15 protein-coding genes are annotated in these 12,432 nt (G+C 69.2%); 12 read left to right on the top strand and 3 right to left on the bottom strand.

Annotated features, from left to right (window positions below; all coding sequences use genetic code 11):
- Position 1: 1 nt before the first annotated feature.
- The gene (locus ACFQO7_RS21855) at positions 2–841 is read right to left on the bottom strand and encodes an ABC transporter permease (RefSeq protein ID WP_376808085.1); all 840 of its coding nucleotides are present in this window, start codon (positions 839–841) and stop codon (positions 2–4) included.
- Positions 838–1,836, bottom strand: a complete 999-nt coding sequence (locus ACFQO7_RS21850) for an ABC transporter ATP-binding protein (RefSeq protein ID WP_376808084.1) — start codon at positions 1,834–1,836, stop codon at positions 838–840. Before ACFQO7_RS21850 ends, ACFQO7_RS21855 begins: the two co-directional genes overlap by 4 nt.
- A gap of 113 nt (positions 1,837–1,949) precedes the next feature.
- On the opposite strand from ACFQO7_RS21850, the gene prmC reads away from it, so the two are divergent.
- From prmC to ACFQO7_RS21830, 4 genes are all read left to right on the top strand, one after another.
- Positions 1,950–2,762 (top strand): peptide chain release factor N(5)-glutamine methyltransferase, encoded by an 813-nt coding sequence (prmC, locus tag ACFQO7_RS21845; RefSeq protein ID WP_376808083.1) that lies wholly within the window; start codon positions 1,950–1,952, stop codon positions 2,760–2,762.
- Between the two features lie 169 nt (positions 2,763–2,931).
- On the top strand, positions 2,932–3,600 hold the full coding sequence (locus ACFQO7_RS21840; protein ID WP_360520924.1) for an L-threonylcarbamoyladenylate synthase: 669 nt from the start codon (positions 2,932–2,934) through the stop codon (positions 3,598–3,600).
- The gene (locus tag ACFQO7_RS21835; RefSeq protein ID WP_376808082.1) at positions 3,600–4,202 is read left to right on the top strand and encodes an arsenate reductase/protein-tyrosine-phosphatase family protein; all 603 of its coding nucleotides are present in this window, start codon (positions 3,600–3,602) and stop codon (positions 4,200–4,202) included. The genes ACFQO7_RS21840 and ACFQO7_RS21835 overlap by 1 nt, the downstream gene beginning before the upstream one ends.
- 89 nt (positions 4,203–4,291) lie before the next feature.
- Positions 4,292–4,696, top strand: coding sequence for a hypothetical protein (locus tag ACFQO7_RS21830; protein WP_376808081.1), 405 nt, complete (start codon positions 4,292–4,294; stop codon positions 4,694–4,696).
- A gap of 83 nt (positions 4,697–4,779) precedes the next feature.
- Here the strand turns inward: ACFQO7_RS21830 and ACFQO7_RS21825 are convergent, their stop codons facing one another.
- Entirely contained in the window at positions 4,780–5,238 is a 459-nt protein-coding gene (locus ACFQO7_RS21825; protein ID WP_376808080.1) for a hypothetical protein, read from the bottom strand.
- Positions 5,239–5,420: 182 nt separating this feature from the next.
- Here ACFQO7_RS21825 and ACFQO7_RS21820 point away from each other — a divergent pair, with 182 nt between their 5' ends.
- The 8 genes from ACFQO7_RS21820 (at position 5,421) to atpD (ending at position 12,365) form a co-directional block, all read left to right on the top strand.
- On the top strand, positions 5,421–5,636 hold the full coding sequence (locus ACFQO7_RS21820) for an AtpZ/AtpI family protein (protein WP_203696950.1): 216 nt from the start codon (positions 5,421–5,423) through the stop codon (positions 5,634–5,636).
- Between the two features lie 28 nt (positions 5,637–5,664).
- Positions 5,665–6,465 (top strand): F0F1 ATP synthase subunit A, encoded by an 801-nt coding sequence (atpB, locus tag ACFQO7_RS21815; RefSeq protein WP_376808079.1) that lies wholly within the window; start codon positions 5,665–5,667, stop codon positions 6,463–6,465.
- Between the two features lie 135 nt (positions 6,466–6,600).
- A complete protein-coding gene (gene atpE, locus ACFQO7_RS21810; RefSeq protein WP_155371925.1) occupies positions 6,601–6,807 on the top strand; it encodes an ATP synthase F0 subunit C in 207 nt (68 codons plus the stop codon).
- A gap of 73 nt (positions 6,808–6,880) precedes the next feature.
- The gene (locus ACFQO7_RS21805) at positions 6,881–7,432 is read left to right on the top strand and encodes a F0F1 ATP synthase subunit B (protein WP_376808078.1); all 552 of its coding nucleotides are present in this window, start codon (positions 6,881–6,883) and stop codon (positions 7,430–7,432) included.
- Positions 7,432–8,247, top strand: coding sequence for a F0F1 ATP synthase subunit delta (locus tag ACFQO7_RS21800; RefSeq protein WP_376808077.1), 816 nt, complete (start codon positions 7,432–7,434; stop codon positions 8,245–8,247). Before ACFQO7_RS21805 ends, ACFQO7_RS21800 begins: the two co-directional genes overlap by 1 nt.
- A gap of 118 nt (positions 8,248–8,365) precedes the next feature.
- The gene (gene atpA / locus ACFQO7_RS21795; protein WP_360520901.1) at positions 8,366–10,000 is read left to right on the top strand and encodes a F0F1 ATP synthase subunit alpha; all 1,635 of its coding nucleotides are present in this window, start codon (positions 8,366–8,368) and stop codon (positions 9,998–10,000) included.
- A 2-nt stretch (positions 10,001–10,002) separates the two neighbouring features.
- A complete protein-coding gene (locus ACFQO7_RS21790; RefSeq protein ID WP_203696943.1) occupies positions 10,003–10,932 on the top strand; it encodes a F0F1 ATP synthase subunit gamma in 930 nt (309 codons plus the stop codon).
- Entirely contained in the window at positions 10,932–12,365 is a 1,434-nt protein-coding gene (atpD, locus tag ACFQO7_RS21785) for a F0F1 ATP synthase subunit beta (RefSeq protein ID WP_360520897.1), read from the top strand. Before ACFQO7_RS21790 ends, atpD begins: the two co-directional genes overlap by 1 nt.
- Positions 12,366–12,432 lie beyond the last annotated feature (67 nt).

The raw sequence follows: 12,432 nt of genomic DNA, 5'->3' as shown, positions 1-12,432 counted from the left end.
GTCATCCTCCGTGGACGGTGAGGGCGCGCAGCGCGCGCCGCCAGATGAGCCGGGCTCCCCACCACAGCGCCAGCACCCAGGCGGCCTGCACGGCCAGCAGCCGCAGGGCCTCCCAGCCGGTGGCCTGGCCCAGGTAGAGCGCGGCGGGGGTGGCGGTGATGCTGGCGAACGGCAGCACCGAGGCCGGGCCGGCCAGCCATGCCGGCAGCAAGGCCAGCGGGATCAGCGCGCCGGAGAACAGGGTGACGATCGCGTCCTTGGCCCAGGAGACGCCCATGAAGTTCTGCGTCCAGAAGCAGGCCATCGTCGTGATGTACGCGATGGTGAACTTCAGCGGCGCGACCAGCAGGAAGCTCACCGCGAACAGCAGCGCCTGCCCCGGGCCGGGCACGATCAGGTCGCCGGTGAAGGCCACGATGGCCGTCGCCGCGACGGCGATCGCGATGAACTCCGTGGCCAGGCCGCCCATGTGCTCGCTGAACCGGGCCCACTGGTAGTCCAGCGGCTTGGTCAGGTCGGTGGCCACGTGGCCCTCGAAGATCCGCGAGGCCATCCACCAGTCGCCGTACGCCGAGCCGATGGACGCGGTCGCCCAGCCCACCAGCAGGTAGGCCTTCATCTGGTGCCAGTCGTAGCCGCCGATCGCGCCCTCGGACAGCAGCGCGTGCCACACCGCGAGTGAGCCGGCCAGGAACGTCGCGCCGCCGATCCACAGGATCAGCGAGTTCAGCCGGTAGGTGAGGATGCGCCGCGTCGACATGCGCAGCAGGCCCAGATAGGGCTTGACGCCCGCTCCGCGTCGCGCCCGCCGGGCGCCGAGTTCCAGGATGTGCTCGCTCATCGCAGCAGCTCCCCGGCGTACACCTTGCGCACCACGTCCTCGATGGCGGGCTCGTCCAGGTGCAGCTCGCCGACCTCGACGATCTCCAGCACAGCGGCGATGAGCTGCCCGGCGGTATGGGTGAACCGGTCGAAGGTCAGCGTGACCTCGGTCGGACTGTCACCCGCGACGACCTCGACGTCGGGCAGCCGCTCGGCGAGCTTCTCGACCGGGGTCGGCTCGGCCAGCTGCAGGTGCATGCGGCGTACCCGGGCGAAGCGGTCCTTCATCTCCGCCAGGGGACCGTCGAAGATCTTGCGGCCTTCGTCGATGATGACGATCCGCTCGCACACGTCCTCGATGTCGCCCAGGTCGTGCGTGGTCAGCATGAGCGTCGTGCCGTCCTGGCGAAGCTCCCGCAGGAACTGCCGGACCCGGTCCTTGACCGAGATGTCCAGCCCGATGGTCGGCTCGTCCAGGTAGACGATCTTCGGCTGGTGCAGCAGCGCCGCGGCCAGGTCGGCGCGCATGCGCTGGCCGAGCGAGAGCTTGCGGGCCACCACGGGCAGCAGGTCGGCCAGGCCGAGCACGTCGTCGAGGCGCTCCAGGCGCTGTCGGTAGAAGGCGGGGCTGAGGTCGTACATGTCGCGCAGCAGGGCCAGCGACTCGCGGACCGGCAGGTCCCACCACAGCTGGGTGCGCTGGCCGAACAGCACGCCGATGTTGCGGGCGTTGACCATCCGGTCGGTGTGCGGCTCGGCCCCGGCCACCCGCACGGTGCCCGCCGTCGGCACCAGGATGCCGGTGAGCAGCTTGATCGTCGTGGACTTGCCCGCCCCGTTGGGCCCGACGTACGCCACGGACTCGCCCGCCTCGATGGACAGGTCGATGCCGTCCACCGCCCGGAACTCCTTGAACCTGCGTTGCACCAGATGTTTCAGCGAGCCGCGCAGACCCGGATCCTTCTCCGGCCGACGGAAGATCTTCGTCAGGCCACGGGCCTCCACCAACGACATGCGCCGACCATCTCAACGCACTCCCGAGGGGTCAACCGGTTTCTCGTGAACCAGCGCGGCCGGGGACGCGGGGGCTCGGCCGGTTCACCCGGCCCAGCCGCTAGGTTGATCAGGTGCCCGTGCTCTCCGCCCACCTCCGCGCCGCCGCGGCCCGGCTTGCCGCGGCCGGGATCGACTCGCCCCGGGTCGAGGCGGAACTGCTCGCCGCGTACGTGCTCGGGGTGGCCCGCGGCCGGCTGCTGCTGATCGACACCGTCACCGAGCCGCAGGCGGCGGCGCTGGACGAGCTGGTGCGCCGCCGCGCCGAGCGGGTCCCGCTGCAGCACCTGACCGGCACCGCCCCGTTCCTCGACCGCGAGCTGCTGGTCGGTCCCGGCGTCTTCATCCCGCGTCCCGAGACCGAGCTGCTGGCCCGCTGGGGGATCGAGGCCCTGCACGGCGTGACCGAGCCGGTGGTCCTGGACCTGTGCAGCGGCTCCGGCGCGCTGGCGATCGCGGTCGCCGACGCCCGCCCCGACGCGACCGTGTACGCGGTCGAGCGCAGCGACGACGCCCTCCCGTGGCTGCGCCGCAACACCGCGGACACGTCGGTGCGCGTGCTGCCCGGCGACGTCCGCGACGTGCCGCTGCCGGCGCCCGCCGACCTGATCCTGTGCAACCCGCCCTACGTGCCGCTCACGGTCGAGGTGCCCCCGGAGGTCGGCCACGACCCCGCCGAGGCGGTCTTCTCCGGCGAGCACGGCCTCGACCTCATCCCGGTGATCATCGAGCGGGCCTGGGACGTGCTCCGCGTCGGCGGCCGCCTCGGCATCGAGCACGACGACACCCATACCCCGGCCATGGCCTCGCTCCTGACGACCTGGCACGACGTCACCACCCACCCCGACCTCGCCGGCCGCCCCCGCTTCACCACCGCCCGCAGGTAACACGTCCCGTCCGGCGCGACGGCCCGCAAGATCGCCCGATTTGCCCGGCACCTGTGCGTATCTTGAGGCCGTATTCGCCCATGTGCCGGGCAAGTCCGCCGATCTTGGGGTCGCCTGCGGATCGGCTGTCCGGTGGGTGGGAGCCGTGTGTGCCGGATGCGAACAGCACATGACAGACTGGCTCCTCGTGAGGCTCTACGACTGCCGCAACGTCGTCGAACGGGACCGCGGGATCCAGGCCGCGATCGACGCCGTATCCAGTGGCGACCTTGTGGTCCTGCCGACCGACACGGTGTACGGCATCGGTGCCGACGCCTTCAAGCCGTGGGCGGTGACCAACCTGCTCAGTGCCAAGGGGCGGGGCCGGCACATGCCGCCGCCGGTGCTGGTCGGCTCCCGGCACACGCTGGACGGGCTCGTCATGCGGCTGCCGTCGGTGGCCCGGGACCTGGTCGAGGCCTTCTGGCCGGGCGCGCTGACGATCGTCGTCGAGCAGGCCCCGAGCCTGCAGTGGGACCTCGGCGAGACCGGCGGCACGGTCGCCGTACGCATGCCGCTGCACCCGGTGGCCCTGGAGGTGCTGCGCAAGACCGGCCCGATGGCCGTCTCCTCGGCGAACCTCAGCAGCCAGCCCGCGGCGCTCACCGCCGAGCAGGCCCGCGACCAGCTCAGCTACAAGGTCAGCGTGTACCTGGAAGCGGGGGAGTGCCCCAACCCGGTGCCGTCGACCATCGTGGACGTCACCGGCGAGCGCCCGCGGGTGCTGCGCGCCGGGGCGATCAGCCTCGATCAGCTGCGCGAGGTCGCCACCGACATCCAGGGTCCGGAGGAGTCGTGATGCCGCCGTTCACCGTCCTGCACGTGTGCATGGGCAACATCTGCCGCTCGCCGATGGCCGAGCGCCTGCTGGCGCTGGCGGTCACCGAGCAGGCCGGCCCGGTCGGCGCCGACCTGGTGCTCTCCCACTCGGCGGGCACCGGCGGCTGGCACGAGGGCGAGGAGATGAACCCGCCCGCGGCCCGCCAGGTGCGCTCGCGCGGCGGCTCGCCGGACGATTTCAGCGCCCGCAAGCTGCGCGCCGAGCACATCGAGTCGGCCGACCTGATCCTCACCGCCACCGCCGACCAGTACGACTACGTCGTCGCGCTGCGCCCCGACGCCGCCGACCGCACCTTCGTGCTCGGCGAGTTCGGCCGCCTCCTGCCATCGGTCGACCTCGCGCAACTGCCCGCCGCCGACCGCACCCCCGACGCGGTGTACGCCCGCGGCGTCGCCCTGGTCGTCGCCGTCGCCACCGCCCGCAACGGCGAACCCGCCCAGGCCAAGGACGACCTCGACGACCCCTGGGGCCGCGGCGACCAGGTCTTCGCCCGCGTGGCCGACGAGATCCAGTCCACCGTCCACCCCCTCACCGCCGTCCTCCTCCCACCCCCCGCGTGACCCACCCCACGCCCCCACCTGGTTGATCATGAACCTATGGCACGGTTGGTCGGCGTGTCGTTGGCACAACAACCTGATGACCTTGAGGCGTGATGCTCGGTAAGCGGCTGAAGTTCCTGCCGTTCATGCTCGGTGTGACCGCGGCGGTGGCCGTGGTGGCACCGCTGGTGGCGTACCTCGCGGTCGGCGGGGCGGCCGCGGTGGGAGTGCTGGCGGGCGTTGTCCTGGTCGGCCTCAGCTACCTGCTGTCCAGTTTCGTGATCGCCTGGGCGGACTCGATCAACCCGAAGATGGTGCTGTCGGTCGGCCTGCTCATGTACGGCGTCAAGTTCACCGTGCTGTTCCTGGTGCTCGCCGTGATCGCCAAGTCGGGCTGGTCCGGCCTCAAGCCCATGGCGATCGGCATCGGCATCGCCGCGATCGCGTGGACCATCGGCCACGGCTGGTGGCTCTGGCACGCCAAGATCCCGTACATCGACGAGCCCGAGAAGTAATCGATCATGAGCTTGTGGCCATGACGCGCCGTCCAGCCGTGCCATAAGTTCATGATCAACGCGCGTGCGCGCCGGGGCGCGCGCTAGCCGAAGATGGGTGGGCGGCAGGGGTCCTTTACCGCGCCGGAGATGAGGTTGTCGCCTTCGGTGTCTTTGCGGGAGGTGCGGGACCAGTCGACCACGGTGCGGAAGGTGCCGGTGCGGCAGCTGAGGCTCAGGTCCTTGGACTGGTATTTGAGCTCGGCGGCGTAGGTCTGCTTGCCCTTGAGGGTGTGTGTGCGGGAGGCCACACTGCGCCATGCGTCACCGTCGCGGCGCTCGATTTTGATCTTCAGGGTGAGCTTCTCGGCGCCGGGGGTGGCGCATCGATAGCGGACGCGGCCCGCGAAGTTGTCGCGCGCCTCGTCGGCCTTCGGGCCATCGACGATGACCGTGCAGTGCACCGGCTTGGTCGATTCCGTGTCGTCGTTGCCGCGCGGCTCACAACCGCTGCTCAATGCTGTGAGCAGCACGAAAACTACAGGTATCGTGAGCTTGCGCATCGCCGCACCGCCGTGGGGGAGAACGGAAGGGTTGTCTCCATCTCAGCGGTTCGACGCGGTTAAATCAACATCGATCTCATCCTGATGGAAGTTGACGCAGCGCCGACCTGGTGATGAACATCGCTCGCGTACGGGGGGTGCGTCGGCCACTGCAGGGGGTGGCTGATATTGTTCGCCCCGTCATGGCCGATGACCAGCCTCCGAAGCGCCCTCATGCAGAGGGCGCCGATGCGGGTTGGGCGGCCATCGGGTATCTCCTCGGCGGAATGCTGGTCTGGGGAGGGGTCGGGTGGCTCATCGATAAGTGGCTGGGACTCCCCAACGTCGGGCTGTTGATCGGTTTGATCGGCGGCGCGGCCGCCGGGGTCTATCTGACCGTGAAAAGACTGGACGGGTGACCGTGCCCGATCGACGGAGGATGACAGGTTGATTACGCAGCCGGGTTTCCTTGCCTCGGAGTTCCCTCCCGGGCCGGAGGTATTCGACTACAAGACCCTCATCCCGTCGCTCGAGGGCAGCCCCTGGGGGCACGCCTTCACGAAGCTGACGCTGCTGGTCTGGATCGCCGTCGCCATCGTCATCGTCTTCTTCCTCGTGACGTACCGCAACCCCACGCTGGTGCCGAGCAAGAAGCAGTGGCTCGCCGAGTCGGTGTACGGCGTCGTGCGCAACAACATCGCCACCGACATCATCGGCCCGCAGGGCGTGCGCTTCGCGCCGTACCTGGCGACCATCTTCTGCTTCGTCTTCGTGACGAACCTGTGGAGCATCGTGCCGCTGGCGCAGATCTCCCCCAACTCGCACCTGGCCTTCCCGGCCGTGCTCGCCGTGCTGACCTGGTTCATCTACATCGGCCTGGGCATCAAGAAGCACGGCTTCTTCGGCTACCTGAAGCACGCCTGTGTGCAGCCGGGTGTGCCGTGGCTGGTCCAGCCGATCCTGATCCCGATCGAGTTCATCTCGAACCTGGTGCTGCGGCCGATCACGCTCGCCGTCCGTCTCTTCGCGAACATGTTCGCGGGTCACATGATCCTGCTGGTGTTCACCCTCGGCGGTGTGGCGCTGTGGAACGCGGGTCCGCTGCTGCTGAAGCCGGCCGCGCTGGGCAGCTGGGCCTTCGCGATCATCATGACCCTGTTCGAGCTGTTCATCCTCAGCCTGCAGGCGTACGTCTTCACCCTGCTGTCGGCGACCTACTTCCAGAGCTCGATCTCCGAAGAGCACTGAGTTCCCGGCAACCGAGTATTCGCGCCGGCCAGGCGCGACACCCCTGGCTTCTCGATCCACAACTGAAGATCGCTCATACCTGTAAACAAAAACGTGCGCGTGACCGACACGCGTCGAACTCAGGAGGAAACCAACATGACCGGCAGCCTTAACGTCATCGGCTACGGCATCGCCGCCCTCGGCCCGGGTATCGGCGTGGGTCTGGTCTTCGCCGCCTACATCCAGGCGACCGCCCGTCAGCCCGAGAGCGCCGGCCTGACCCGCACCTACATGTTCATGGGCTTCGCGGTCGTCGAGGCGCTGGCCCTGCTGGGCCTGGTTCTCGCGTTCGCCCTCAGCTAAGCCGGGTCCCGAGCGCCGAGACGATCCGGTGACCGGCCCTAGCCGGCCGGTCACCGCCGAAGGGGAGTGACCTATGTACATCGCACAAACTGCGCCAGACGCGCCCGCGGAGCACGGTTCGTACAACGTGCTCGGTGTGCCGCTGGCTGAGGTGATCGTCGGCCTCATCGCTTTCGGCGTCCTGCTGTTCGTGCTGACCAAGTTCGTGTTCCCGCGTATGGAGAGCATGTTCCAGCAGCGCGTCGAGGCCATCGAGGGCGGGCTCGTCAAGGCGGAGAAGGCTCAGGCCGAGGCCGCGGCCCTGCTGTCGCAGTACAAGGCGCAGCTGGCCGAGGCTCGCACGGAGGCCGCGCGCATCCGTGACGAGGCCCGTGCCGACGCCGAGGGCATCCGCACCGACGTGCTGGCGAAGGCTCGCGAGGAGTCCGACCGCATCATCGCGGCCGGTCGCGAGCAGCTGGCCGGCGAGCGGGCGAGCATCGTCCGCGAGCTGCGTGCCGAGATGGGCACGCTGGCGGTCAGCCTGGCCGGCAAGATCGTTGGCGAGTCGCTGGAGGACGAGGCCCGTCGCCGTGGCACGGTCGAGCGCGCGCTCGCCGAGCTCGAGACCGCCGGAGCCCGTTGATGCAGGCGGCAAGCCGTGAGTCGTACACCGCGGCCCGGGCAGCGCTGGAGACCAGCGCCCGGGCGGCGGGTGCCGCCGCCACCGCGGTGATCGCCGAGGAGCTGCTCGGCTTCGCGGACCTGCTGCGCCGGGAGCCGCGGCTGCGCCGCGCGCTGTCGGACCCGTCCCGTTCCGGGCAGGAGCGGGCCGAGCTGGCCGCGACCCTGCTGGCGGGCAAGGTCGGCCAGGGTACCGTTGACCTGATCAAGGTGCTGGCGTCGGGCCGCTGGTCGGCCGCGTCGGAGCTGCTGGACGGCACCGAGCGCCTGGGCGCGGACGCGCTGCTGGCCTCGGCCGAGCTGGCCGGCGACCTCAGCGAGGTCGAGGACGAGCTGTTCCGCTTCGGGCAGATCGTCGACGGCGACCAGCAGCTGGCCGCCACGATCGGGGAGACCATCGTGCCGGTGGCGCGACGGGCCGAGCTGGTCGGAGGACTGCTGCGGGGTAAGGCGAAGCCGGTGACGGTGAGCCTGGCCGAGCTGGCCGTGCAGGGCTTCGGCGGCCGCACGTTCAGCGGCGCGATCACCCGGCTGGTCGAACTGGCCGCCGAGCGCCGGGAGGCGCAGGTCGCGTACGTCACGGTCGCGCAGCCGCTGACCGAGGCCGAGGAGTCCCGCCTGGCCTCGGCGCTGTCCGCCATCTACGGCCGTCAGGTCTCGGTGAAGGTAACCGTCGACCCCGCGGTGCTGGGTGGGCTGAGCGTGCAGGTCGGCAGCGACCTCTACGACGGCACCATCGCACGGCGGCTGGCCGCAGTCCGCAACGCGTTCGCCTAGCGAGCGCCCGGAACCCGGTCCGACCCGGTGCGCCGCTGCTGCGGCACGCCGGTGCCGGGTTCCCCTGAACCGATACCGAACCTGACTTGACAGTCACGACACCGATAGGAAGCTGAGGATGGCCGAGCTGACCATCTCGTCCGAGGAGATCCGTGGAGCGCTTGAGCGTTTCGTCTCCTCGTACGCGCCCGAGATCTCCCGCGAGGAGGTCGGCGTCGTCACCGAGGCCGGTGACGGCATCGCCAAGGTCGAGGGTCTCCCCTCCACCATGGCCAACGAGCTGCTGGAGTTCGAAGACGGCACCCTGGGTGTCGCGCTGAACCTGGACGTCCGCGAGATCGGTGTCGTCGTCCTGGGTGCCTTCGAGGGCATCGAGGAGGGGCAGCCGGTCAAGCGCACCGGCCGCGTGCTCTCCGTGCCGGTCGGCGACAAGTTCCTGGGCCGCGTGGTGAACCCGCTGGGTGCCGCCATCGACGGGCTGGGCGAGATCGACAACGAGGGCTTCCGCGAGCTGGAGCTGCAGGCTCCGAACGTGATGGTCCGCAAGAGCGTGCACGAGTCGCTCGAGACCGGCATCAAGGCCATCGACGCGATGACCCCGATCGGCCGCGGCCAGCGCCAGCTGATCATCGGTGACCGCAAGACCGGCAAGACCTCGGTCGCGCTGGACGCGATCATCAACCAGCGCGCCAACTGGAAGACCGGCGACCCGAAGAAGCAGGTCCGCTGCATCTACGTCGCCATCGGTCAGAAGGCGTCCACCATCGCGTCCGTCAAGGGCACGCTGGAGGCCGCGGGCGCGATGGAGTACACCACCATCGTCGCCTCCCCGGCGTCGGACCCGGCCGGCTTCAAGTACCTGGCGCCGTACGCCGGTTCGGCCATCGGCCAGCACTGGATGTACGCCGGCAAGCACGTTCTGATCGTCTTCGACGACCTGAGCAAGCAGGCCGAGGCCTACCGTGCCGTGTCGCTGCTGCTGCGCCGTCCGCCGGGCCGTGAGGCCTACCCGGGTGACGTCTTCTACCTGCACTCCCGCCTGCTGGAGCGCTGCGCGAAGCTGTCCGACGAGCTGGGCGCGGGCTCGATGACCGGTCTGCCGATCATCGAGACGAAGGCCGGCGACATCTCGGCGTTCATCCCGACCAACGTCATCTCCATCACCGACGGGCAGATCTTCCTCGAGGAGAACCTGTTCAACTCGGGTGTGCGTCCGGCCATCAACGTCGGCACCTCGGTCTCCCGGGTCGGCGGCTCGGCGCAGGGCAAGCCGATGCGCAAGGTCTCCGGCCGTCTGCGCCTGGACCTGGCCCAGTTCCGTGAGCTGGAGGCGTTCGCCGCCTTCGCCTCCGACCTGGACCGTGCCTCGCGCGCCCAGCTGGAGAAGGGCTCTCGCCTGGTCGAGCTGCTCAAGCAGCAGAACTACTCGCCGTACCCGATCGAGGAGCAGGTCGTCTCGGTCTGGACCGGCACCGAGGGCAAGCTCGACGACATCCCGGTCAAGGACGTGCGCCGCTTCGAGGGCGAGTTCCTGCAGCACCTGCGTGCCTCGCACAGCGACGTGCTGAAGACCATCGCCTCGGGCACCTGGGACGACGATGTCGTGGCGAACCTCGACAAGGCGATCACTTCGTTCAAGGCCGGCTTCCTGCCCGCCGAGGACAACATCGTGATCAACGAGGCTGAGGCCACCGCGCTCGAGGGTCCCGAGGTCACCGAGACGGTCACCCGCATCGTGGACGAGAAGAAGTAGTCATGGCCGGTTCGGTACGAGTGCTTCGTCGGCGGATCAAGGCGACCCGCTCGACGAAGAAGATCACCAAGGCGATGGAGCTGGTCGCGACCAGCCGCATCGCCAAGGCGCAGGCTCGGGTCGACGCGTCCTTGCCGTACGCGAACGCGATCACCGGTGTGCTGACCGCGCTGGCGTCCAACACCAACGCCCAGCACCCGCTGCTGGTGCCGCGGGACCCGGAGCACCGGGCCGGCGTGCTGCTCGTCACGAGCGACCGCGGCCTGTGCGGCGGTTACAACGCCAACGCGATCCGGCTCGCCGAGCAGCTCATCGCTCGCCTGAAGAGCGAGGGCAAGCAGGTCGCGCTGTACGTCGTCGGCCGCAAGGGGATCAGCTACTACACCTTCCGCGGGCGCGAGCTCGCCGGGAGCTGGAGCGGCTTCTCCGAGCAGCCGCGCTTCGAGGACGCGCGCCGGGTCGGCGAGACGCTGATCCAGGCGTTCGTGCACGGCGCGGACGACAGCCTCGACGGCGCGGGCGACGACGGTGTGCTGGGCGTGGACGAACTGCACATCGTCTACACCGAGTTCAAGTCGCTCATGACCCAGAACGCCAGCACGAAGATCTTCGCGCCGATGCAGGTCGAAGAGCGTGCGGGCAACAAGGGCGAGCTGCTGCCGGCGTACGACTTCGAGCCGAACGCCGAGGAGCTGCTCGACGCGCTGCTGCCGAAGTACATCAACACGCGGATCTACGCGGCGTTGCTGGACTCGGCGGCCAGCGAGTCGGCCTCCCGCCGTCGGGCGATGAAGAGCGCGACGGACAATGCGGAAACCATGATCAAGTCGCTGACGCGGGAGATGAACTCCGCGCGTCAGGCCGCGATCACCCAGGAAATCAGTGAGATCGTCGGCGGCGTGGACGCGCTGGCGGCGGCGGGGAGTGAATGATGACCACTGCTACTGACACCAAGGCGGGCGTCGGTCGAGTCGTCCGGGTCATCGGCCCGGTCGTCGACGTCGAGTTCCCGCGCGACGCGATGCCCGCTCTGTTCAACGCGCTCCAGGTCGAGGTGACCCTGAGCGAGGGCGACCGCACGCTGACCCTCGAGGTGGCCAACCACCTCGGCGACAACGTGGTCCGGGCCATCTCGATGCAGCCCACCGACGGCATGGTCCGCGGTGCGGAGGTGCGCGACACCGGTTCGCCGATCAGCGTGCCGGTCGGCAACGAGACCAAGGGCAAGGTGTTCAACGTCCTCGGTGACTGCCTCAACCTCGAGAAGGGGCAGAAGCTCGAGGTCACCGAGCGCTGGCCGATCCACCGCAAGCCTCCGGCGTTCTCCGAGCTGGAGCCGAAGACCGAGATGCTGGAGACCGGCGTCAAGGTGATCGACCTGCTGGCCCCGTACGTCAAGGGCGGCAAGATCGGTCTGTTCGGCGGCGCGGGCGTGGGCAAGACGGTGCTCATCCAGGAGATGATCATCCGCGTTGCCCGTAACTTCGGTGGCACGTCGGTGTTCGCGGGCGTGGGTGAGCGCACCCGTGAGGGCAACGACCTCATCCACGAGATGGCCGACGCCAACGTGCTCGGCGACACCGCGCTGGTCTTCGGCCAGATGGACGAGCCCCCGGGCACCCGTCTGCGGGTCGCGCTGTCCGCGCTGACCATGGCCGAGTACTTCCGCGACGTGCAGAAGCAGGAGGTGCTGCTCTTCATCGACAACATCTTCCGCTTCACGCAGGCCGGTTCCGAGGTGTCCACCCTGCTCGGCCGTATGCCGAGCGCCGTGGGTTACCAGCCGACCCTCGCCGACGAGATGGGTGAGCTCCAGGAGCGCATCACCTCGGTGCGTGGCCAGGCCATCACCTCGCTGCAGGCCATCTACGTGCCCGCGGACGACTACACCGACCCGGCGCCGGCGACCACCTTCGCCCACCTGGACGCGACCACGAACCTCGAGCGCAAGGTGTCCGACAAGGGCATCTACCCCGCCGTGGACCCGCTGGCCTCGTCCTCGCGAATCCTGGCCCCGGAGTACGTCGGCGCGGAGCACTACGCCGTCGCCTCCGAGGTGAAGCGGATCCTGCAGAAGTACAACGACCTGCAGGACATCATCGCGATCCTCGGTATGGACGAGCTGTCCGAGGAGGACAAGGTCACCGTGGCCCGGGCCCGCCGGATCGAGCGGTTCCTGTCGCAGAACACCTACGCGGCCAAGCAGTTCACCGGTGTCGAGGGTTCGACCGTGCCGGTGAAGGAGACCGTGGAGGCGTTCAAGAAGATCTCCCAGGGCGACTACGACCACGTCCCGGAGCAGGCCTTCTTCATGTGCGGCGGCCTCGACGACCTCGAGAAGAACTACCGCGAGCTGACCAAGTAAGGTCGGCGCGCGCGAAGCGGCCCCCGTCCCGAACGGGACGTAGCGCACCTTCACCACCACCCGCCCC

Origin of the sequence: Catellatospora aurea (assembly GCF_042663325.1) — a bacterium.
In the GTDB taxonomy this organism is placed as follows: Bacteria; Actinomycetota; Actinomycetes; order Mycobacteriales; family Micromonosporaceae; genus Catellatospora; species Catellatospora aurea.
This window is presented reverse-complemented; position numbering and strand designations above follow the sequence as displayed.